The 21,855-nt window shown below is 39.7% G+C and carries 20 protein-coding genes and 1 tRNA gene; 5 read left to right on the top strand and 16 right to left on the bottom strand.

What is annotated here, in order from left to right:
- Positions 1 to 15: 15 nt before the first annotated feature.
- On the top strand, positions 16 to 831 hold the full coding sequence (locus tag A9479_RS15920; protein ID WP_064663971.1) for a DUF2797 domain-containing protein: 816 nt from the start codon (positions 16 to 18) through the stop codon (positions 829 to 831).
- On the opposite strand, the gene A9479_RS15915 is transcribed toward A9479_RS15920, so the two are convergent.
- Positions 804 to 3,332, bottom strand: a complete 2,529-nt coding sequence (locus A9479_RS15915) for an EAL domain-containing protein (RefSeq protein ID WP_064663976.1) — start codon at positions 3,330 to 3,332, stop codon at positions 804 to 806. The two genes, A9479_RS15920 and A9479_RS15915, sit on opposite strands and share 28 nt — an antisense overlap.
- 77 nt (positions 3,333 to 3,409) lie before the next feature.
- On the opposite strand from A9479_RS15915, the gene A9479_RS15910 reads away from it, so the two are divergent.
- Positions 3,410 to 3,709 carry a DUF4144 family protein gene (locus A9479_RS15910; protein ID WP_024601707.1) on the top strand — a complete coding sequence of 100 codons (300 nt, stop codon included), beginning with the start codon at positions 3,410 to 3,412 and terminating at the stop codon, positions 3,707 to 3,709.
- Here the strand turns inward: A9479_RS15910 and A9479_RS15905 are convergent.
- The 7 genes from A9479_RS15905 to A9479_RS15875 all read right to left on the bottom strand — a co-directional run bounded on the left by A9479_RS15905 (position 3,689) and on the right by A9479_RS15875 (position 11,883).
- Entirely contained in the window at positions 3,689 to 4,612 is a 924-nt protein-coding gene (locus A9479_RS15905; protein ID WP_024601706.1) for a histone deacetylase family protein, read from the bottom strand. The two genes, A9479_RS15910 and A9479_RS15905, sit on opposite strands and share 21 nt — an antisense overlap.
- Positions 4,613 to 4,715: 103 nt before the next feature.
- On the bottom strand, positions 4,716 to 6,257 hold the full coding sequence (locus A9479_RS15900; protein ID WP_064663970.1) for a serine hydrolase: 1,542 nt from the start codon (positions 6,255 to 6,257) through the stop codon (positions 4,716 to 4,718).
- A gap of 27 nt (positions 6,258 to 6,284) precedes the next feature.
- Positions 6,285 to 6,779: a gamma-glutamylcyclotransferase family protein gene (locus A9479_RS15895; protein WP_013465973.1), complete on the bottom strand. Its 495-nt coding sequence runs from the start codon at positions 6,777 to 6,779 to the stop codon at positions 6,285 to 6,287.
- A gap of 12 nt (positions 6,780 to 6,791) precedes the next feature.
- On the bottom strand, positions 6,792 to 7,418 hold the full coding sequence (locus tag A9479_RS15890; RefSeq protein WP_064663969.1) for a LysE family translocator: 627 nt from the start codon (positions 7,416 to 7,418) through the stop codon (positions 6,792 to 6,794).
- Between the two features lie 2 nt (positions 7,419 to 7,420).
- Positions 7,421 to 8,203 (bottom strand): hypothetical protein, encoded by a 783-nt coding sequence (locus A9479_RS15885; RefSeq protein WP_064663968.1) that lies wholly within the window; start codon positions 8,201 to 8,203, stop codon positions 7,421 to 7,423.
- A gap of 3 nt (positions 8,204 to 8,206) precedes the next feature.
- Entirely contained in the window at positions 8,207 to 8,677 is a 471-nt protein-coding gene (locus A9479_RS15880) for a CreA family protein (protein ID WP_013465976.1), read from the bottom strand.
- Positions 8,678 to 8,862: 185 nt separating this feature from the next.
- A complete protein-coding gene (locus tag A9479_RS15875; RefSeq protein WP_064663967.1) occupies positions 8,863 to 11,883 on the bottom strand; it encodes a TonB-dependent receptor in 3,021 nt (1,006 codons plus the stop codon).
- Positions 11,884 to 12,198: 315 nt separating this feature from the next.
- Here A9479_RS15875 and A9479_RS15870 point away from each other — a divergent pair, with 315 nt between their 5' ends.
- Together A9479_RS15870 and A9479_RS15865 are read left to right on the top strand one after the other, a co-directional pair.
- Entirely contained in the window at positions 12,199 to 14,319 is a 2,121-nt protein-coding gene (locus tag A9479_RS15870; protein ID WP_064663966.1) for a winged helix-turn-helix domain-containing protein, read from the top strand.
- Positions 14,320 to 14,481: 162 nt separating this feature from the next.
- A complete protein-coding gene (locus A9479_RS15865; RefSeq protein WP_013465979.1) occupies positions 14,482 to 14,811 on the top strand; it encodes a 5-carboxymethyl-2-hydroxymuconate Delta-isomerase in 330 nt (109 codons plus the stop codon).
- Between the two features lie 86 nt (positions 14,812 to 14,897).
- Here the strand turns inward: A9479_RS15865 and A9479_RS15860 are convergent, their stop codons facing one another.
- The gene (locus A9479_RS15860; protein ID WP_064663965.1) at positions 14,898 to 16,775 is read right to left on the bottom strand and encodes a methyl-accepting chemotaxis protein; all 1,878 of its coding nucleotides are present in this window, start codon (positions 16,773 to 16,775) and stop codon (positions 14,898 to 14,900) included.
- Positions 16,776 to 17,085: 310 nt separating this feature from the next.
- A complete protein-coding gene (locus A9479_RS20005) occupies positions 17,086 to 17,253 on the bottom strand; it encodes a hypothetical protein (protein WP_197487268.1) in 168 nt (55 codons plus the stop codon).
- 168 nt (positions 17,254 to 17,421) lie between these two features.
- On the opposite strand from A9479_RS20005, the gene A9479_RS15855 reads away from it, so the two are divergent.
- Positions 17,422 to 17,769: a hypothetical protein gene (locus A9479_RS15855; RefSeq protein WP_331711900.1), complete on the top strand. Its 348-nt coding sequence runs from the start codon at positions 17,422 to 17,424 to the stop codon at positions 17,767 to 17,769.
- Between the two features lie 138 nt (positions 17,770 to 17,907).
- Here the strand turns inward: A9479_RS15855 and A9479_RS15850 are convergent, their stop codons facing one another.
- The 6 genes from A9479_RS15850 to A9479_RS15825 all read right to left on the bottom strand — a co-directional run bounded on the left by A9479_RS15850 (position 17,908) and on the right by A9479_RS15825 (position 21,608).
- Positions 17,908 to 18,762 carry a hypothetical protein gene (locus tag A9479_RS15850; protein WP_064663964.1) on the bottom strand — a complete coding sequence of 285 codons (855 nt, stop codon included), beginning with the start codon at positions 18,760 to 18,762 and terminating at the stop codon, positions 17,908 to 17,910.
- The gene (locus A9479_RS15845) at positions 18,755 to 19,417 is read right to left on the bottom strand and encodes a hypothetical protein (protein WP_064663963.1); all 663 of its coding nucleotides are present in this window, start codon (positions 19,415 to 19,417) and stop codon (positions 18,755 to 18,757) included. The genes A9479_RS15850 and A9479_RS15845 overlap by 8 nt, the downstream gene beginning before the upstream one ends.
- On the bottom strand, positions 19,414 to 20,280 hold the full coding sequence (locus A9479_RS15840; RefSeq protein WP_064663962.1) for a TIGR04255 family protein: 867 nt from the start codon (positions 20,278 to 20,280) through the stop codon (positions 19,414 to 19,416). The genes A9479_RS15845 and A9479_RS15840 overlap by 4 nt, the downstream gene beginning before the upstream one ends.
- A gap of 181 nt (positions 20,281 to 20,461) precedes the next feature.
- Positions 20,462 to 20,538, bottom strand: a tRNA-Ile gene (locus tag A9479_RS15835).
- Positions 20,539 to 20,815: 277 nt separating this feature from the next.
- The gene (locus tag A9479_RS15830) at positions 20,816 to 20,974 is read right to left on the bottom strand and encodes a YqaE/Pmp3 family membrane protein (RefSeq protein ID WP_008466367.1); all 159 of its coding nucleotides are present in this window, start codon (positions 20,972 to 20,974) and stop codon (positions 20,816 to 20,818) included.
- 64 nt (positions 20,975 to 21,038) lie between these two features.
- Positions 21,039 to 21,608: a BON domain-containing protein gene (locus A9479_RS15825; RefSeq protein ID WP_064663961.1), complete on the bottom strand. Its 570-nt coding sequence runs from the start codon at positions 21,606 to 21,608 to the stop codon at positions 21,039 to 21,041.
- Positions 21,609 to 21,855: the final 247 nt, after the last annotated feature.

The following is a 21,855-nucleotide window of genomic DNA, read 5'->3' as shown; positions in this document are numbered from 1 at the left end:
TGGGGCCAAGTAAAGATGCAAGGTACACTGCGTAAATTAAAGTCGAGCTTAACAGAACCCGTTCAATATCATTTACCTGTAGGTGATGAACTGGTTGATTTAAATGCTTTAATAGGTAAACAATTGACTCTCACTTTTAGTGGCACAATTTTGTGTTCTAACTGTGGCAAAAAAACAAAAAAAAGCTATTCTCAAGGGCATTGCTTTGTATGTATGCGCAAGCTTGCAAGTTGCGACATGTGTATCATGAAACCTGAAACCTGCCATTACGATCAAGGCACCTGCCGCGAGCCACAATGGGGTGAAGAAAACTGCATGATCCCGCATTATGTGTATCTAGCTAATACATCAGGGTTAAAAGTAGGCATTACTCGCCACACCCAAATACCTACCCGTTGGATTGACCAAGGGGCAACCCAAGCATTACCTATTTTTAAAGTACAAACTCGTTTACAGTCGGGCTTAGTGGAAGTGGCGCTCGCGCAGTTTATTGCTGATAAAACCAATTGGCGCAATATGCTCAAAGGACAAAACGACGTTCTTGATTTAAAAGCAGCGGCTGCTGAGCTTATTCCACAAATTAGCGAAAAACTAACCGAGCTGAGTGAGTTATTTGGCGCAACCGCTATTGAACAGCTTGACCAAGACGTTGTGAATCTTGATTTTCCTGTAAGCGAATACCCAAGCAAAATCAGCTCATTTAACTTCGATAAAAACCCCGTTGTTAGCGGTATTTTACAAGGTATAAAAGGTCAGTACTTAATTTTTGATAGCGGCGTTATTAATATTCGTAAGTTCACCTCTTATGAAGTGAGTGTAGACTCAGAATAACCTTTTGCTGCTTGGTTATAAAATGCTATCCACTGCTGCTGCGTTAATGGATGGCAATAATAATAGCCCTGAATAACAATGCAGCCTATTTCGACTAAGTGTGCCTCTTGCGAGGCATGCTCAACGCCCTCTGCAACCACATCCAATCCTAAACTTGTCGCCATGGCTATAATGGCCGCCACAATTTGGCTATTGCCATACTCATCAGGAATCTTAGCAATAAAGCTCGCATCAATTTTTAATGTATTAAACGGTAATTTGGTTAAATAACTGAGTGCAGAATACCCCGTACCAAAATCATCAAGCGCAATATGTACACCTAACGTTTTAAGCTGTTGTAACTGTTCTTTTGCCTGTGAAAAAGAACCTATAAAGCTACTTTCGGTCAGCTCAATTTCAAGTAAGCTGCCAGGTAATTGGTAACGAGTAAGCATCGCTTTAATATTATCAGCCAACTTACCTTGGCTTAAATGACACGCAGAGACATTAATCGCTAAACGTCCGGCATCAATCCCCTGCGCTTGCCAAAGGGTTAACTCTTTACCTGCTTGGTTTATAACCCATAAATCTAAACGCACCACTAAACCTAGCTCTTCAGCAAGCGGAATAAACTGCGCTGGTGAAATAGTGCCTAAATCAGGGTCATGCCAACGCAGTAGTGCTTCAGCTCCCATAATCCCCCCTGTTTTTAAACATTGCTTAGGCTGAAAATAAAGCTCAAACTCATCATTTTCGAGTGCATGCTGAAAGCGGCTCATCATCGCTAAGCGCTCAAGGGAGCGGGCATTCATTGAGGGTTGAAACAACTGAAACGAATTGCGACCGACATCTTTTGAGCGGTACATGGCAATATCAGCATGCTTTAATAATGTTTCACTGTCTAAGCCATCATCAGGGTAAACAGCCGCCCCTATAGACGCGGTAACACCAACCTCAAATCCTTCAAGCTTAAACGGTGTATTTAAGTGATTTAAAATACTCTCAGCAAGGGTGATAGCACCTTCTACATTGTTTATTTCGCACAATACAATAAACTCATCTCCCCCTAATCGCGCCAGCGTATCTCCCTCATTGAGGGTGTTAATAATGCGCTCAGAGACTAATTTTAATAAGGTATCACCGGCATTATGGCCTAAGCTGTCATTCACCTCTTTAAAACGGTCAAGGTCAATAAACATTACCGCTAACATTTGTTTATCTCTGTGTGCTGAGGCGAGTGCCATAGAGAGTCTATCGTTAAATAAACGCCGGTTAGGTAAGCCAGTTAGCTCATCAAAATACGCTAACTGCACCACTTTTTCTTCTGCGCTTTTTCGCTCAGTTATGTCACTAAAAATAGCGGCGTAAATCACCTCACTATGACTTGGCTCTTTTATTTCTATAATACTGAGCCACTCAATATAAATATCGCCAGATTTTTTACGATTATAAATTTCCCCCTGCCATACCCCTGTTTTGGTCAGTGAATCCCACATTTTTATATAAAAGTTTTTATCATGACGCCCTGAACTCAACATATTAGGCCGCTTACCTATCACCTCATATTCTTTGTAACCGGTTAGATGAGTAAATGCAGGGTTTACTTGCATAATCACTCCATTCGAGTCGGTGATCATGATGCCATCTAGGGAGGAGTCGATAATTTTATTGGCTAAAAATAAGTTACGCTGCGAATGCTGCAATGCAATATCACGCTGCTGAAGTACTTTTTCAAGCTCACAACAATAAGCCGTTTCAATTTCATTAATTAAGTTTTCAAGCGATAATACACCGTTAATTTGATTATTTTCGCTTACTACTAAATGTCGAATGTTACTTTCAGACATCAACCTGTAAGCATCAAAAAGGCTGTCTTGGGGGCTTATCTGATAAAGGGGGCGACTGGCTAAATCCCAACAAACAAAATGATTGTGCTGCTCGGTGATGAGCTTTAGTAAATCGCGCTGGGTAATAATGCCATGGGCATTTTCATCCTCATTAAACACCAAAATCACTTTCTCTGCATATTCACGCATCATGCTCACCGCGTCATTGATTGCCAATGAACTCGGTACTATCCGTATGTTTTTATTATATTGATCATTAATAGGTCTAAATTGTAAGTAATGCTCTAGCCCTTGATTGTTTACAATATCTGTAATGCTGATCACGCCGCTGGGAATGTCATTTGTATCAGTGACCAACAAATGCCTTACACCCTGCTTATTAAACACCATGGCCGTCTCGGTTAATAATTGTTGGCTGGGCACACTTAGTACAGGGCTCGACATAACGCTTTCAATCGCTAACTGCCTAAGTGAGTGATTAGAAAAGTTAAGTGTTAAACAATCGGTTTCAGTCCATACGCCTATTATTTGTTGCTGTTGTTTTACAAAAATAGCGCTAACATTGTGCGCTCGCATTAGTTTCACCGCTTCAATTAAAGGGGTATCCTTAGCGCAGGCGATCACCTTATTGGTAAAAACATCGCATACTTTTTGATAGCGGCTAGTGTGAGGCATTGCTTCTACTTCCAAAATTAAACCAATTAATGATTATAAATTATTCAGTAAAAAAACAATTTGATTTAGGACAATAGATGAGCATCAGTTACCCACAAATTATTATTTATAATAATGAAATTGAGCTAATAGAGCACGCCAATGATTTACACGACTTTATTTACACTATGGAAGCAAGTGAACAGCAAAAAGTCATTATTTTAGATAAGGTTAGTGGCTATCAAAGCTTAAGCGGGCATTCGCTCACGGCGCTCAGTGCAAGCCAATTAGCAGAGCTAGTAAAAGAATATTTAGCAAAAGAAGGGCAATGCTGCTTAAGTAAAATAGAGCAGCTCACACCAAGCCAAGCGTTTGCGTTACTCGCCGAAATCAACTAACGCTTTAACGTGTGCAATCGCGCTGCGCCCGAGGGCCGACAGTGAGTACCCTCCCTCTAAATAAGAAATAATACCTAAACAATGATGCTGTTGGCTAAATTGCGCTAACTGCTCAGTAAGCCATATATAATCACTTTCAACAAACTTAAGACTGGCCATGTCATCTTCTAAATGTGCGTCAAATCCCGCGCTTATAAAAAGTAGCTCAGGCTTAAATTCTGTTAATTTTGGTAGCCATTGTTGCTCATAAAGTGCTTTTAAATCAGCACCATCACTAGCTATCGGTAAAGGTGAATTTACCAGTGTGGCATTATTTTTAATGGCGGTATTAGGATAAAATGGATATTGAAATAACGAGCACAGCAACACATTTTCATCATCCATAAAAATATCTTGAGTACCATTGCCATGGTGTACGTCAAAATCAACAATGGCAATGCGTTTTACCCCTTTGCTTTGTGCATATTTAACTGCAATCGCAAGGTTATTAAACACACAAAAACCAGAAGAGCTATCTCGGTTTGCGTGATGCCCTGGCGGGCGTACTGAACAAAACGCAGCGTCTAACTTACCCTCTAAAATCTCATCAACAGCGAGTAACCCTGCTCCGACTGCACGCTCAATGGCCTTTAAAGAGTCGGGGCATAACCACGTATCTCCATCTAGATCGCTGAGCCCCTCGGTGGGGATCATGTCTTCTACATGCTTAATATGCTGCTCACTGTGCGCCAATAAATAGTGCTCGCGCAATGCTTTAGGCGCTTGTTTTTGCTCTATAGCCACATCCAGTCCACTAGCAAGTAAACGGTCATTAATTGCATCTAAACGCTCAGGGCATTCTGGATGATCTTCAATCATTTTATGTTTACGACAGTGAGGATGAGAAATAATCGCAGTGCGCATAGCTAACTCCAAAAATAAGTTGCTTAACGAGTATAACAAAGCCACCTTGTGGTGGCTTTGCGACTTTGGTTGATACTAAACAACTCTTTAACCAAAGTTATGATTATTTAGCTTTTAAGTCGAGATTTCTAAAGTCAAAGCTAAAATCGGTTACCTGCGTTGAAACTGCATTCATTTTCGCCGATTCCACGCGGTTATCGGCGCTCATTGAAAAGCGAATAAAAGCATCGGCCTCTAATAACTTTTCATCCCACTTCACAATAAAAGTATTACCTGTGTAATGCTTCAGCTCACCTTTAAGGCGTTTTGTATGGGTAAAATCAATACGTAATTTACCATCTAGTTCTTCAACTATCACATCGCCATACCACTCATCATGCAATGTACCGGTGTAGTTTATATTAGGTAATTGCGGTTGAGTGTCTGTTGGCGCTTTTGGAGCGGCATTAGCATAGGCTTTTTCTTTCCCTGCAAAATGCTTTTTAGCTAACTCTTCAACCCAATCTTTATCTTCAAGCTCGAGTACATCTTCAAGTACTTCATGAGTCACTGCCGATAATGCAGAAAATGCTTGTTGGTTGCTTAATATCACAATCCCCACGTTTTTTTCTGGTAATAAAGTCACCTGCGATACCATACCTAAAATGCCGCCACCATGTGCCAGCTTTTTAACGCCGTGGTAATCTTCTATACTCCAACCTAATCCGTAACCTCTAAATTGTTGATGATACGCTTCATAGGCACTTTTAGATGCCAGTGACGTAATATGTGGATGCCACATTTGTGCTTGCTGCTTTTCACTAAATAACTGCTCGCCATTAGGCATTTTGCCACCCGCAAGTTGAGTACGGAGCCATTGGCTCATATCATTTACGCTTGATGCAATGGCGCCTGCCCCTCGAAAGTCTTCAAGGTAATTAACAAAAAAAGGATGCAATTTGCCATCCATTGGGATGTGTCCAATCGCCCAGTTTTTGTTGTTTTTTGCGATACGCGAAAAGCCAGCGCGCGAGTTGGTCATATTTAGCGGCTGTAGAATGTTTTTTTCAATGTAGTCGTTCCAGCTAACCCCAGATACACGCGCAACAACTTCACCAGCGGTAACAAACATTAGGTTGTTATAAGCATATTGACTACGAAAACTGCTCGCAGGCTTTAAATATTTCAGCCCCGATAAAATATCGGCTACCGATTTATCTGTACTTGGCCAAATCATTAAATCGCCTTGACCAAGCCCTAAACCGCTACGGTGACTAAGTAGATCGCGTATGCGCATTTCACGAGTAACGTAAGGGTCGTACAATCTAAACTCAGGGAGATGGTCAATCACGCGGTCATCCCAGCTTAATTTGCCTTCATCCACCAGCTTAGCCAATGCTGCACTGGTAAATGCCTTGGTATTTGAAGCAATGCCAAATAAAGTGTCTTTATTCACCTTGCTATTCGTATCAAGGTTGGCAACACCAAACCCTTTAGCGAATACAACTTTGTCATTTTCAACAATGGCAACGGCCATTCCGGGTACATCAAAACGTGTCATTGAGGCGTTGATCACCTCTGAAATTTTATCGGTATCAACCGCTGCAGAGCTCGTAAACGCCCAGCCAGCCAATAATGCGGCTGTGGCTAATTTTTTTAGTTTCATAGTGTTACCTTAGGTTATTATTTTTGTTTAGTCTTGATGAACCGCAAATTCTATTTCGGCGCGCGCTTTATTAGTATCTTGCTTACTCGGGTAAGCTAAAATGCGTTGACTGTAGTGTTCGGGTACGCCCGCCTCAAGTGCGCCGCGGTATACATGCTGCACGTACCAATCATAAGGTAGCAGTGTGTCGTCATGTGTGTTTGCTATGTAGCAGTGTACATTAATGTCATCGTCATCTAGAAGGCTCACGGTTAAATCAACACAGTCGTAATTAGGGCCTTCAATTTTATCTAAGATCTCTTTTTCGGCTTCATTAAGCTGATACACTACCCCATATACCACAGCATCGGGTTCATTGGTGGGCACAATAGTGCATTTACCTGAACCATCTGAAAAGGCCATATTAAAAGTTAACTTATAGCCCTTTAAAAGTGCCGTACCCACACGTTTTGCATTAGGTAAACGTGCCAATAAACGATTAGATGACATATTGGAGCCAAACGAAAAATTATATAACGCCATACTATTCCTTCTTTAAATAACAACTCGCACAGCCAGTGCGATTAAAATAATGCCAATGCCGCGGTCGAACCAATAACCACTTTGCTGAAAAAAATCACGTACACGCGCTTTTGATAACAATAGCGATAAAATAGAAAACCAAGCCCAGGTAGCAAGCGCCATATAAACGCCGTATCCCATTTGTATTATTACCGGCGTAGTTGGGCTAATCACTAAGGTAAACAACGACATAAAAAATAACGTAGCCTTAGGGTTAAGTGCATTGGTAAAAAAGCCACGTCGAAACGCACACCATGATGACTCAGCTACAAGGCTGGGTTTTGCAGTCGGTTCTGATGAGGTATTTGTAGGTTTAGCAGCGCGCAGTGCCTGCACGCCTAAATACGCTAAATACGCGCCCGCTATATATTTAAGCGCCATAAACAACGCAGGTGATTGAGTTAACACCAGCGCAACTCCCAATACACAATAGGCTATGTGTAATAAAATAGCCGCACCAACACCTGCACTTGTCCATAAGGCATTGCGCCTGCCGTGTTGTACACTTTGTTTAAGGACTACCGCAAAGTCGGGCCCAGGGCTTGCTACCGCAAAAAAATGAGCCACCGCAATTAATAAAAATTCATCGATATAGTTCATACTTAACTGGCTTGCTCTGGCGAAAAAGCCAATAATAATGGGTTAGCCGATTGATTAATCAAGGCTTTTATTTCTTTTTGCGCTTTTTTAAATTGGCCTCGTAAATGCGGTTTTAAATGTTTTTTAGAGTGTTTATCTTGCTTAAAGTAGCTCACTAACGCATGCATAAATACGGTATGCGTTTCACTGAGCGCCGCTTCGCGATTTGCATACGGGTTATAACATGAGCCACAGCCACCTTTAAACTGGTACACGGTATTGCTCATCATTACCCCAAAACCTAAAAAACACGCTAAAGCATCAGTGGCTTGCGGTAAGTACTCTTTACCACCTGGGGGCAGCACCCCTACGTGATGAATTAATATGGTGGCAAGCGTACCGGCAAAACTCGCCACTAAATCTTGCGGTTGATTAATTTGATTAGGGTTAAACGACACATTAATAGTATGACTGGCTGGCACTATTAAATGACACTCTTCGCCACGTAAATGCTGACTAAATTCAAAGTGTGGAAACACCTGTGGTTGTAATTGTTGCGGTGCAACCAAGGTTACTGGCCATTCATTCATACCAGCGTATTGCTTAACACGTGCAAACACTTTGCTGGCCATTTCCTCAATACTTGAAACCGAGTCAGGAAAAAACTCAACCGTTGGCAAAATAACTTGGCTGTGTTTGGTAAAAAAATCCAAATCAAAGTTTTCTGCTGCCCATATAAAGGTATCAACCAGCCATTGTTGTTCTTGTTCTGCCAATAAGGGCTTTGATTTAAATAGAGTTAACATAAACTACTCTTGCCCCTTCGCCCATTGCCATGCTTGTGTATTGTATAAAGGCACCGTAGAGAGCGCATGATGATGACTGCCCGTAGACTCTTTCGTTGAGTATGATAAATATAATAATGTATGGGTTTTAGCATCATAAATACGGCGCACTTTTAATGACTTAAACAAAATACTCTTAGATGATTTAAACACGACTTCACCGGATTTACTGCGATCGATAGACTGTAATTGGTCTGGCGTTATTGGCCCTGTTTGACGACAGGCAATCGACATATCTGATGGGTCTGAAAAATCTAAATTGGCCTCAATATGGCTAATATGACAGGTTACACCGGTCACTAGCGGGTCTTGCTGTGAATTAACCACCACATCTTTAGTGGTAAATAGCCCAAGACTCACTGAGGCAACATCATCAGAACACCCTGCAAGCCCTGCTAAGCATACAATTAAACCACCCATTTTGAGATACTTCATAGCAAGTCCTTCGTTCATATTAAAAATTAAGTTACGCCTTATACTAAACGCTTTCACCGCGATAAAACAAATTTTATCCACCAACTCAATACTGTAATGGTTTAAAGGGTATTTCGCAGCAAGATACACAATAAAAAAGGCACGCCCGAGGGAGTGCCTTTGCAAACAAATACAGCTAAAGGTTATTAAAAGCTATATTGTGCACCTAGATAAACATAACGACCGGCACCGCCGCCGTAGCCACTATAAAAGTTACCACGACCACTTGGGTAAAATGCCCCTTTGTCGTCAAATACATTGTTAATACCGCCAAATACACGTAAGTCACTTTTATCAGTCAGTGCCAGAGTGTAAGACGCTGATAAACTATGCTTTAAAAATGAGCCATAATCTTGATACGCAAGTGGCTCTGGGTTTGCAATACAACCGGCATCGCCCGCAGCACAGCGCTCATCGTTTGCAGCAACATACTCAAGGTAGTCTTTCTCATCTTCTTGGCTTGCTTTAAACGCGCCTACGTAATTTGTACGCCAGCGGATACGTAAATCATCCATTTTCCATACAATCGACATAGCGGCTTTATCTTTTGAGCGCCCATAACCTGCATACTGTGAAGTAACACTGTTACCATCTAACCCTTCATAGGTTTGCGAGTTTTCAATAATGTGATTGTAATCAAGCTTAAATGACAAGTTGCCATAGCTGCCTATGTCATATTTGTAAGTTGCAACGACATCGTAACCGCGCGCAGTTAACTCATCCAAGTTATATTCACGCTGTAGAATTTTTACAATGTTACCTTCGTCGTTACGGGTAATATCGTTACAGTATTCGTTATCACTGCCCCACGCAGCCTCTGAGTCATAACATTCGCGCATGATGTTTTCGTTACTTATTTCATCAATTGCATCAACAATGGCAATATCGTAGTAATCCACCGCTAAGTTAAAGCCATCTAAAAACTCAGGAGATACAGTAATACCAAAGGTATAGGTATCGGCTGTTTCTTCTTTTAAGTTTGGATTACCTGTATTTGGCGAGTAGTTATTGTCTTCACTTTCAAATTCAAAGTTAGGATCATCAGCTAGCTTTTGTGCCAAGGTTGGCTCTAAACGACAGTTATCGTGTCCTGGGTTTGTTGATGTTGCTGTTAGACCATCACAAATATCATCAAATGAATCAAAATCGCCGCGAGGGGGTGATAATAATTCCGTGATAGTCGGCGCACGCTGTGCTCGTGCATAGTTGGCACGTAGCATGTATCCATCAATTGGTTGCCATAAAAGGCCTAGCTTATAACTGGCAACAGTGCTGATATTATCAATGCTGTAATTTGCTAAACGCAGCGACGTTTCTGCCGACAAACTTTTAGCAAATGGCGCATCTTTAAGTAGTGGCACCGCAAGTTCAGCAAATGCCTCATACACTTCTACTTCACCGTAAAAAGAAGGCACAACGTTAAACGTAATACCGCCCGCTTTCATATCATCACTGGTATCTAGGCTTTGTGAATCTTTACGATACTCTGCACCAAATACTGCAGACACATTACCTGCTGGTAATTCGTATAGGTCACCAGTGATATAACCCATTACCGTATATTGCTGAATCTCAGTATCAATAATCGGGTTTGTACGGATCCAGTCAGCCATTTCAGGGGTAATAGACCCTTCACCAAATAGATTAAGCGGAACACATCCTTGCGCTCGCGCTTCGGCGTCTTTACATTGAATAGTGCCATCGGCTAGCTTTTCAGCTTGCAGTGCTTGATTGACACGTACCGTATTTAACTCGTTACTACGGATTTGATGTTGTTTGAATTGCCCGTATCCAGCAGAGATATCCCAATCCCATGTATCATCAAACATCATGCCCTGTAGGCCTGCCCAAGTTCGGATGGTCGTACGGTCGTTATCGGTGCTGATATTACCTACTTCACCAAAGCGGCGATCCCAGTAAATGCGGTCTTTGTATGGGTTGCTGTCAATAATTTCTTGTGGCACGTATGGGTTATCAATAGGAATGTAACCAGGGGCAATATCATCGATAGGATCGCCAGTCACTGGGTCGTAGCGAGGTACGTAAGCCCCTTCGTATTCATCTTCAGGTGACTTATCGTTGAACGAGCCACTTTTGCTGTATTGAATTTGGAAGTAGCTCATAATGTCGTCTGTTACATCATAATCTACTTTTATTGCGGTCGAAAAGTTATCACTAGGTACATCAAGCATGACGTATTGTGACGAATTTATACCATAAATTTCTTCATTGCCTTTCCAGTCATCACGCAGCGTTTGCCCGTCGTACCAAAACTGGGTATCGTTTCGGTTGCTTTCTAAAAATACACCGCCTAAGGTACCATCGCTTTTGCTTGCCCAATCAGCTTGTGTAATACCACTCATACACTGATAACCATCGGCAGTGTACATTTGATTACACATCAACTCATCATCGTAACTATGCGCGGCTTCTATTTTGGCGCGGTCACGGTCGTAAAAGGTCATGCCAAAATCACGATCCCAGTTTGAGCTGACAAATACATAACCGCGATCATCAGCAAATGACGTTCCGTAGTTTAAATCAAGCGTAAACTCACGACCGCCACCATCTGTTGTTTCACCGCCACGGGCTTGAAATTCAAAGCCTTCTTTTTTTGACTGGGTAATAATATTCACTACACCGGCTACCGCATCGGCACCATAAGTGGCCGACGCACCACCACTTATAATTTCAACGCGCTCCACCATGCCACTTGGAATGGTATTTAAACTCACATAGTTACCACCATAACTATTTGATACCACACGGCGGCCATCAATAAGCGTTAGCGTTCTGTTAGCGCCTAAGTCGCGAAGCTGCACCGTTGATAAACCCGTACCCGAAATACTTGATTGGCTGGTTGTGTTACCAATACTTTCGCTCAGTGCAGGCATGTTATCGATTAATACATCTGAAAGGTTGCCTAGGCCTGTATCCTGAATCGACGCTCTATCCATGGTTACCAGCGGGGTTGTTACCGAAAAACTATCACGCTTTAAACGCGAACCCGTTACGGTTATTTTTTCTGGTGCTTCTTGTACCACTTCTTCGCTTGCTTTAGCCGTTGATTGACGAGCAATAGCCTCGTCATTTGCTATTGCATGCCCAGATAAACTCGCTGTTATAGCCAATGCTAAAGCGCATTTTTTTGTTGATATATTACTCACAAACTTCCCTTATTATTTATTATTCCATTAGTACAAATCGTTTTTGATTAACTTTTTAGTTATTAAATTTGTTTTGTACCAATTGGTTTATTTTACTAATAACATGTTGTAAGTAATCGTGAATAAAAGCACAATGAGAGGTGTCTCGTTTATATCCCTATTTTATATCTATTTAATATCTATTTATTTATAATCATACACTTAAGGTTTTCTTGTTAGAATGATGTAAAATCGAATGTTAACCAACTATCGCTTTATTTTGCATTAAACACTGCCTAGTAACGTAATTAATCAAGAGGTTTAAATACACAAACTATGAATACTCAACAGACATTTTCAATTGGAAAATGCCAAATATCGGTGTTTGAAAATAAGCTGTTTTGTGCCGATAAAACCTGTGTATTACAACCTAAATTTATAGAACTACTTGTTTACTTGGTAGAGTGTTATCCAAACGCAGTAACGCGTGAGCAACTAATAGAGAATGTGTGGGGTGGTAATCAATATGTGGGCGAAAAAGCACTGACAAATGCCATATGGCATCTTCGTAAAAGCTTTAAAGAACTCGACCCCGACAATACCTATATAGAAACACTGCGTAAAACGGGTTACCGGTTAGTACAAAAACCAACAACGCCAGAGCCTGTTAATAGCATTAACAATATGCCGCTTCGCTCTGGGTATATTTACGCTAGCGTACTTGCTATCGTTATACTATTAGGTAGCTATTGGGGTTATAGCGCCCTTTTTGAAAACGCAAAGCAGCCACTTGCTCAATCGCAACAAGCAGCGCGTTTGTACGATTACATTGAAACAATTACCACCAGCCCAGGAAGAGAGTTGTTTCCGGCTATTTCTAATGACAGTCATTTTTTAGCGTATTCGTGGCGCCGCCCTGGTCATAAAGCCAATTTATACTTACGTGATTTACATTTATCCGAACAAGCTGCAATAGCTCTTACCGACACCCCATTCATTGAGGGCAGAGCGGTATTTAGTCCTGATTTAACGTTTATTTATTATTACCGCCGTAAAGCTGCTCAAGGCTGTGAAGTAATTCAGCAAAATATCGCCTCGGGCAATATCACTGTTATAGGGCTGTGCGGAAGTAAAACCAGTACCGATATAGACATTAATGCCACAGGCACTAAGCTGGTTTATATTAGTGAAGATGAAAAAAATAATGATTTTACCCAGCTTAACCTTGTCGATTTAACCTCATCGCCATACTCAGTTACTCAAGTCCCTTGTACGTCAGCATGCCAATATACCGATGAGTCCGTTGTGTTTTCACCAGATGCGACACAGCTGGTGGTATCGCGTAATTTACCAACGGGTTTTGAAGAACTATTTTTAATCGACATAAAAACAGCTCATGCTAAGCAATTAACTTCAGGTTTTGTTGATATGAGAGGCGTTGATTGGCATCCCAATAAGCCACAACTCGTCTTTTCGGGTGTTAAAAAAGGCAAGCGCCAAGGTTATTTTTATAACCTCAAAACACAACAAATGATCAATGCGCACATTGATGGCTTAAGTTACCCAGAATATGCACATGATGGCAGTTTGTATTTTCATCAATGGAATATCGACTCTGCATTAATGCGTGTAGAAACCAGTAATGCGGTTGCAAGTTCCCCTTTTCCGGTATTATCAAGCGACTTTAATACGCGCTTTCCTGATTACAGTAAAGCCAGAAAAAAGTTAGTTTTTGTATCTAACGAATCGGGCTCAATGGAATTATGGACTGCAAATCAAGACGGCACCTCACGAAAACAGCTTACTAATCTCAGTGCAAATATTTACAACCCGGTGTGGTCACCTAATGGTAATTACATTGCCTTTGTCGCTTCTCATCTTGGTGAGCATGCGCTATACCTTTATGACTTTAACACCCAATCAAGTCAGTCATTACCCACAGGCTTTAGTTACCATGGAAAACCGAGTTGGGCTGCAGATAGTAAAAGCCTATTGGTAGCGAATGATCAATATGTTTATCGCTTCGATTTAAATGGCAATAAACTGGCACAGGCCATAGATTCACCAACACTATACGCTTATGAAAACAAACAAGGCGCTTTAATTTTTGCCAACCAAGCAACTAATCAACTATGGATAAAAGACCCAAATAGCCAAACTGAGCAACCACTGGTTAGCGAAATTAATTTATCGAATCATAATTCGTGGTATTTTTTTGAAGGCGACACCTTAGCGCAATCGCGTATTTACTATTTTAATGTAAAACAAGGTGATTACCGTTTGAGTTATTATGACTTATCAACCAATAGCCATCATGACGTAATACGCCTTCCCGAACGCGCATTTAGTCGCACCTCTGGCTTAACCTTTATTACAAATACCAACTGGCTTGTGTACTCTTCGTATAAGTCACCACAAATTGACATAAAACGTATCAACCAAAAATATTTGCCATAATAAATCTAAAATTAAACTCGCTACAGGTCTTGTAATTGCTTAAATGAGTTTATTGCTAAAAATATGTTCAAGCCTCATTTTTAAAAATTAAGCGTTATGGGGTTAGCGTGTACAAACCCGTTTGGTATAATTAAATAAACCAATCTAAAGAGGATACGTTAAATGCCACACATTATTATTGAACACTCAGAAGATCTGCCTTTACTACCTCAAGTTCTTGTGGAAAAAATCCATACAACAACGTTTGAAAGTGGCTTATTTGATTTAGAAACAATAAAGACTCGCGCTATTGCTTATCAGCATTATCAGTTAGGTGTGGGTAAAGAAGGGTTTATTCATATTGCGGTGCATATTATGGCTGGGCGTTCCATTGAGCAAAAGCAACTACTAAGTGAGCAATTACTAGCCTGCTTGCAAACGTATTGCAGAGCCTCTGACAGTTTAAGCGTAAATATTTACGAAATGGATCACGAGATTTACCGTAAAAACTAACCGCCATTACAGCATCATAGTTATAGGCGAGAACTCTATAACTATGATGGTTTCCTCGCTCAACTGATTTTTTAATTAAATCGTGTTTAAAGCGTAAACTTACCCAGTAAATCCCTTAAAATATTCGATTCTTTATTTAAACCGTTACAAAGCTGCTCTGACTTTTTCATATTTTCTTTGGTTTGCTCTGCCGAATCGGAAATCATCACAATATTTTGGCTAATTTCTGAGGTTGCTAGTGTTTGCTCTCGCGTTGCAGTAGCCACTGAGTTGTTTAACTCGCTTAGTAGTACAATTTCCTGTGAAATACCATTTAATGTATGGCCGGTTTCTTTTAAGCGCTCGGCATTTTCTAGGGTGTTTTTGCTGCCCAATTCAATCGCTGTTACCGTGCTTGACGCTTTAGCATTTAACGAATCAATCATCTCATTAATTTGCTCCGTAGACTCCGCGGTACGTTGCGCAAGCGTTCTTACTTCGTCAGCAACTACTGCAAAGCCACGGCCCTGCTCACCCGCTCTAGCAGCCTCAATAGCCGCATTTAACGCCAATAAATTAGTTTGCTCGGAAATCCCTTTAATTACATCCAATACATGAGAAATTGATTTAATCTCTGTCGAAAGCTCTAACACCGAGGCCACAGAGTTGGCCATTGACGCTTCTAGTTGTTCCATTTGTTTAATCGTGCTTTGAACAAACTCAACCCCTTTGTGCGTCGTTTCTTCGGTTTTAGTAGCAATATCTGCTGCATTACTGGCACTACCAGAAATATCCTGAACCGTAACCTCCATCTCATTAACAGCTGCCGCCACCGTTTGCGTACTCGATGATTGCACTTCAGCTAAATTTGCCGCACCTTGCACTTGCTCAAGCACATCTTGGGAAATACCTTTAACATGAATTGCCGACTCAGAAACCTGTTTGAACATATAATGTAACTGCTCTAAAAACAGATTAAACTTAACCGCTAAGTCTGAAATTTCATTATTATCATCAGTAGGGAGTCGTGCCGTTAAATCACCATCTTTTTCCGTTAATGCATTCACCGCTGCAGTAATGTTTTCGATTGGCCTAAATATTTGCCCTACTAACACGCGTGCTAACGCTAAACCTACAAGCGCAATAATTACACCAAAAATGATATTAGTATTAATAGCACTATTAATTGCGCCATATAATTGCTCTTGGGGAATTTCAGCAACTAGATGCCAACCTAATGAGTTTACTGGCGTACTTGAGACAACATAGTCATCACCATCAATTACTTTACTTTGAATTGCCCCATTTTTAATGGATGCCAAGTCAACAGATTGCCCAATTTTAGTTTTATTACCATGCAACATAATCTCGCCACTACCAGAGACCAAATAAACAATGCCGCCCTCTCCTATTCTATATTCACTTATGAGATCCACCATAGAATCGAGCGAACGGCCTATTCCGGCAATTCCTTGTCGTTGCCCATCAAGCTCAATGGCATAATTAATAAATACCATCACCTCAGAGCTACCTTTATCTATGTCGAGTGCTACTTCAAATGGTCTATCCGATGCTAAAAAAGCATCAAACCAAGTATCACTACTGTCTATTTGCCTAGAAATACCTTCATCGGTGTAATAATTGCGGGAGTTTTTAGAAATAATGTATGCGTTACGGGCTTGGTTTTTATTTTTTATATGTTTGAGGTAATCAATGAATTTACCTCGGCTTTGCGCATCTTCATTATTATTCATCCATTGTTGCACAAATAAGTTTTGCGCTATTTCTTTGCCAACAATAATAGGAGTCGATAACTCTAATTCGATTTGGCTTTTCACTTCACTAAGCGCTGTTGGTAAATCTACTTTGGCTAGTTTGTCTTCTGTATTTGAGCGAATACTATTTGAAAATATTAGAGTAGATATTGCTAAAGGAGCAACAACAGCCAAAATAAGGCTGATGTATACTTTTCGTTTTAATAACATAGAGCACCTAAGGGGTAACAAAGCGGTATTTTATATACTGCACACAATTAACAGTAGCGACATTAAAGGTCACAAAATAAAGATTTTTATAATAAAATCCCATAACACTTTAATAGTAGATTCAACTGTGTTTATTGCAATGTATTCAATAAAATTAATAAAAAAATCAGGTCTCTGGTAAGAAAATACAGTTAGCCAACTTTAGCGGCTGTTTTCAAAGTTAATTATCCTCAGATAGAAGTACTTAAGCCGCTTACTAAGTACTGTTTGTAGGTAAAAGCCCAGACTCACGTCTAACTATCGCTAGTTATTATCTTTTCGTTGCAGATACTTTGTTTACAACTTGAACTTGAGAGGAAATAGCTCGCTCAATAACTTGGCTGTAAATTCGCTTTTTCTCGCTTGAGCTAGAATTTAGCACAAAGTCTGAAAGTTTCGAATTTTGCGTTGGCTTCGGCTTGATTAAATTTGAAAACATAGGTACTCCTAAAGCTCGTTTTTTGAGCAGCCCAGTTATTATATAAGGCTCTCAAGATCTTCTCTAGTGAATATTTCATCTAAATGGTGTTCAATTGCCTGTGCGTAAGGCAGACAAGCGCCCTGCACTAGAAGTAAGTAGCTTGGTCGAGAAGGTTGTATTTATACTGTGAAAGGCAAAGGCGGCCTTGTCCGCGATGTATTAATACCTAACGCATTAGCTACACAGCTGGAACAAAGGCGCTTAGCACAGCCCATAACGGTTCGTGATAAGGAAGTTAACTATTTGCAACGTTATGATATTGGTGGTGGTCATAAATGGTCATGCTCATTCTCAAAAGCATCTAGCCGCACACTCTTTTTTTCTAATGGCGGTCATGGCCTCAGGCATAGCTACGCACAAGAGAGAATGGCTGAGCTAAAAAGCTTAGGTTTAGCGAGAGCTATTGCTCTCGAAACCGTGTCGCAAGAGCTAGGCCATTTCAGGGCTGAAATTACTGAAGTTTATTTGAGGTAACTATTCTTTTGGTTTGTATATTTTATTTAGCTAAAATCTTGTTCTGTCTCAAGCAATTTGAGGTCATCAAATTTTGTACAGGCATAATGAACAAATCTTAAGATGATCACCTCATAGAATAAAAAGCTCGGCTCTAACTCAAATTGACACAGGAGCATCATTTTGCTCAGGATCCAATGAGAAATGATCAAGAGGATATCGCCTAAACCTTTTCAACATATCATACGTAAATTCATTTGAGCTTATTACTGCGTCTAGCCCCTCTTGATCATAAGTATCATTTAGGAGCATAACTTTTTCTACCTCACTTATTGGCTGGATAATTAACTCTTCAAATTGAGAGCTTAGTTCAATTATATTAACCTCATCATTTAATTTAGCCGCGTTCACTACACATATAATACCTAACGCATATGTTTCATTTTCTTTTAATTCTTCAAAGCTATTAAGTTCTATGAAAATTCCTTCAAAATAGAGCGCGTACTGCTTAACCCATTTTTGAAATTTCTTATCTCTAAGTACATTACCAATACGATTTACTAATTCTTCAGGTAGAGCCAGACGATTATATTGCGCAACCTTCCATCTAAGTAGCGAATTGAGAGAATCAAGTAATAATTTTGAAGTTGGTCTGGTATGCAAAAGGACTGCTCTATTGAAAGACACTGCGCCATTCATGCTAACATCAAACTTACTTTCATCATGTAAAAGCACCATTTTCCTTGGATCTATGATTTTAGCATTTGAGTTTTTAGCCTTAGGGTTAAGAAAACAGACCTGTGCTTCTACATTAGGTAATACTTCAAAGTCACCATACACAACATCACAGCTCATGCTAATAATAATAATATGAGCAACTGGATTATCGGGTAACTCAGGGATAGGAATTCCGTGTTCATTTGCTGCTGCCAATAACTGTTGGCAGCTTATTATACTTCCTTGCCTCCACTCCAGTTCCAGAAGTGTCTGTCTTGAGTCGGTAGGATTATCCATTAATAAACACTTCTCCCGATAGTGAATTAATGTCATTCATCGAAGAGATTGGTTTATTTGACCTTTCTAAGCCTTTTTCATTTTGGTTAGCAAGAACTCTTGCATGCTCAACTATTCTCGGACGATCTAAATTATCCTGAGTAAGTAATTCTATGTATGATTTTCCGTCTAATATGACACTTTTAGCTTTGCGACCAAAAGGTTTAGAATTGAAGTTAGAGATTTCTTGAGCAACTGAAAATACCTCCTGTAGCCTTTTAAAAGTTGCATCCCCTTTTATATCTCCACCTTTTTTCCAGTTATATACTGTAGCTCTTTTAACTCCAATTACTTGCTCTAAATCAGAAACACTAACACCAAGAGATGAAAATATTGTGTGTAACATATCAATTGTTGAAATTGGTTTTATATTTTTATTCTCTTGATAGTTTAATGGCTTTAAATTAGAAATTGTTACTACCGATACATCACCACTTCTCAATGCAGTAAATCTGGTAGTATCAGGCTGTTGTGAATCCCAACCATTAAGTAACATTTGCTTATTCTCTACTACTTGAGCATTTGCATTTCCGGCTGCCGCAGCAGTTAAAATTAGTACGCCAGCTTTAACTAAGATACTACTTCTACTTGATGAACTAATAGCAAATGAAGTCATAAAACTCCTCCTATTTCCCTTTTATTCCAAACCTTTTCCGCATGAGCACTTAATATGCCCCAGAAAATATCCGCACTATCTCCGTGTAATAATTGTAAAGATTTGTTTATCGTTTCGATAGACAGGCCCATCACCTCTTTTTCGTTGGGTAGCCATGAATGATCAACATCTAAAAGTGCATACTTACTGGGAGATGCAGTTTTCCAAATATCTTTAATATTAATTGAGACACTTACTGGAGGGGGGTCCTGTATATCACGAGGAAAAAGCTCAATGACTCCGTTATCAGGAAGCCTTTCTTCCAGTTCAACTCTAATAATTCCATGATCTGTTTGCCTTTGCTGCCTAAAACTATTCAGAGTACTTAACTGACTGGCTCTGTGTGTATGGGAAATCCACTCTTCACTTATGTAATCTGTATATTGCTCGTCTTGTTGAGGCAGAAAAACATCAGTATACCGAAGTCCCATTCGACGCATTCCAGCGTTTTTTGCTTGCGGAAAGCTATTGAAAAAGGCTTCAATTATTAATGTCCAAAAACCTTTAAACTCATCAAAGTGCTTGTAATCGGTTGTTCGAAAACATAAAGACTCTGTAGTTAGAATTACACTTTTATTGCGCTGCAAACTCAGGAAGTCAAAACGTTGATTCTTATGAGTCTTAAACTCGAAATGCCCTTCTGTAGTTGGTTGAGCTTCAACTTGATTAAGTTCTGATTCATGAAAAATTGATAGCCCAAGATCAAAAAGAGAACTTTTAAAATCCTCTAAACCTTGCTCTATTTTTTTCTTCGGGATGGTAGTGAATCTCAAATCGACCAAAGCCATTACTAATGGAGAATGCTCCAAAATAAACTTATTCATACGCTACAACTAAATTGACAGTGAATTTTACAGTTAAATATACACCTTATTATACACTTTACCAATAGTTCTATATAAAGTGTTGACTATTTTGTTCTTATTATATAGAAATAAAAAGTAGCACAGAGGTAGCACAGAGTAATTTCTGTTAGTAGGTGTTTACTCGGAAAGCGTGTAAAAGTGGTGGCCCCTCCCAGACTCGAACTGGGGACCTAACGATTATGAGTCGTGTGCTCTAACCAACTGAGCTAAGGGGCCATCTTTGTATAACTGTAAGCAGTTAATTTTTGAAGCGTTTAGCCACAGAGCGACTAAAGCGGGTTGCAGTATAAAAAGTTTTTAGGGGCTTGTCACTAGCAAAAAGCTTTATTTTAACAATCAAGGGGCTAACTGCTCAAATAGTAGGCTTTGAGGTTTTGTTAGTGATGAGTTTTGTAAAACAAATCCATCTATTAATAGCAGCCTGAGTAACTAATACACATACCTTTGGGAGCACTTAGCAACTCAGTATTAAATGTCCTGCTATGCAGCTACATTATTTTTTGGCGATAATATAAATCGCATGAATTAATCCTGGGAAATAGCCGAGCAAAGTTAGCAAAATATTTAACCAAAAATGCATCCCTAGTCCTACCTGTAAAAACACACCCAGTGGTGGTAATAAAATAGAAAAAATAATTCTAATGATATCCATAATTTAATCCTTATAATGTTAGCAAAGCAAAAAGCCCAGCAGGGCTGGGCTTTAGTATAGTGTATTATTCTGCAATAACAGTTAATTCATCAACTACCTTGCGAACATCTTCAGCGTTTTTAGCAATTTCCATCGCTAATTGCTTTTCAGCATCAGACTCAACTGTACCTTTAAGAGTTACCACACCATTATCGGTATCAACATCAATGTCTGTACCACCTACTTCAGAATCAAATAAGTAACGTGTTGTGATCACTGTAGTGATTTTAGCATCGGTTAAATCACTTTCAGTGTCGTTACTCATCATTTTAGAATCATGCTTCTTCATGTCGGTGTTTTTTACCACAGTTAGACTGTTTTCAACATCAGTTACACCATCTAGGCTTAGCACAAGTTCTTCAGCAAGCTCTTTATCTACTTCGCTGTTTACTTTACCTGTTAGCATTACCTTGCCGTTTTTTACGTCCGTGTTGATATCAAAGTTATTTAGATTGGTGTTCATAAGCAAGACTGTTTCTGCTTTCCCATCAATCCAAGCATCTTTACTTTCGTTTTCCCAACTGCTTGCCTGAGCACCCATTGCGGTTGTTCCTAATACTAGGGCTGCAATCATAGACTTATTAAATGTTTTCATAATCGTTCTCCTTTTGATTAAAGACACTTAAGCTAATGCGAGCATCGGGCCAACATTTTTTAACCTTTAATTTCAATAACTTAATTTAAAATAGTAGATATTGGCTTAAACCTACTAAGTAAACATTTACAGACTATTGCGTAAAAGTTTCTCGAATAGCGAAACTTACTAAATAATTGTATATTTGGTTAATCTGTCGTTAATATAATAAAGAATCAAAAACCCAAAATCATAAATCACTGAATTT

Origin of the sequence: Pseudoalteromonas sp. MQS005, from assembly GCF_001661605.1 — a bacterium.
Taxonomy (GTDB): domain Bacteria; phylum Pseudomonadota; class Gammaproteobacteria; order Enterobacterales; family Alteromonadaceae; genus Pseudoalteromonas; species Pseudoalteromonas tetraodonis.
The sequence above is the reverse complement of the archived record's forward strand: the minus strand, read 5'-3'. Positions and strand labels throughout refer to the sequence as shown.

Excerpts from the sequence above, each read along its gene's own strand:
- A9479_RS15830 (WP_008466367.1), bottom strand. The coding sequence starts at position 20,974 with ATGGATATCATTAGAATTATTTTTTCTATTTTATTACCACCACTGGGT.
- A9479_RS15850 (WP_064663964.1), bottom strand. The coding sequence starts at position 18,762 with ATGGATAATCCTACCGACTCAAGACAGACACTTCTGGAACTGGAGTGG.
- A9479_RS20005 (WP_197487268.1), bottom strand. The coding sequence starts at position 17,253 with ATGTTTTCAAATTTAATCAAGCCGAAGCCAACGCAAAATTCGAAACTT.
- A9479_RS15920 (WP_064663971.1), top strand. The coding sequence starts at position 16 with ATGCAAGGTACACTGCGTAAATTAAAGTCGAGCTTAACAGAACCCGTT.
- A9479_RS15825 (WP_064663961.1), bottom strand. The coding sequence starts at position 21,608 with ATGAAAACATTTAATAAGTCTATGATTGCAGCCCTAGTATTAGGAACA.
- A9479_RS15870 (WP_064663966.1), top strand. The coding sequence starts at position 12,199 with ATGAATACTCAACAGACATTTTCAATTGGAAAATGCCAAATATCGGTG.
- A9479_RS15890 (WP_064663969.1), bottom strand. The coding sequence starts at position 7,418 with ATGAACTATATCGATGAATTTTTATTAATTGCGGTGGCTCATTTTTTT.
- A9479_RS15895 (WP_013465973.1), bottom strand. The coding sequence starts at position 6,779 with ATGGCGTTATATAATTTTTCGTTTGGCTCCAATATGTCATCTAATCGT.
- A9479_RS15880 (WP_013465976.1), bottom strand. The coding sequence starts at position 8,677 with ATGAAGTATCTCAAAATGGGTGGTTTAATTGTATGCTTAGCAGGGCTT.
- A9479_RS15860 (WP_064663965.1), bottom strand. The coding sequence starts at position 16,775 with ATGTTATTAAAACGAAAAGTATACATCAGCCTTATTTTGGCTGTTGTT.
- A9479_RS15885 (WP_064663968.1), bottom strand. The coding sequence starts at position 8,203 with ATGTTAACTCTATTTAAATCAAAGCCCTTATTGGCAGAACAAGAACAA.
- A9479_RS15910 (WP_024601707.1), top strand. The coding sequence starts at position 3,410 with ATGAGCATCAGTTACCCACAAATTATTATTTATAATAATGAAATTGAG.
- A9479_RS15915 (WP_064663976.1), bottom strand. The coding sequence starts at position 3,332 with ATGCCTCACACTAGCCGCTATCAAAAAGTATGCGATGTTTTTACCAAT.
- A9479_RS15840 (WP_064663962.1), bottom strand. The coding sequence starts at position 20,280 with ATGAATAAGTTTATTTTGGAGCATTCTCCATTAGTAATGGCTTTGGTC.
- A9479_RS15900 (WP_064663970.1), bottom strand. The coding sequence starts at position 6,257 with ATGAAACTAAAAAAATTAGCCACAGCCGCATTATTGGCTGGCTGGGCG.
- A9479_RS15905 (WP_024601706.1), bottom strand. The coding sequence starts at position 4,612 with ATGCGCACTGCGATTATTTCTCATCCTCACTGTCGTAAACATAAAATG.
- A9479_RS15865 (WP_013465979.1), top strand. The coding sequence starts at position 14,482 with ATGCCACACATTATTATTGAACACTCAGAAGATCTGCCTTTACTACCT.
- A9479_RS15845 (WP_064663963.1), bottom strand. The coding sequence starts at position 19,417 with ATGACTTCATTTGCTATTAGTTCATCAAGTAGAAGTAGTATCTTAGTT.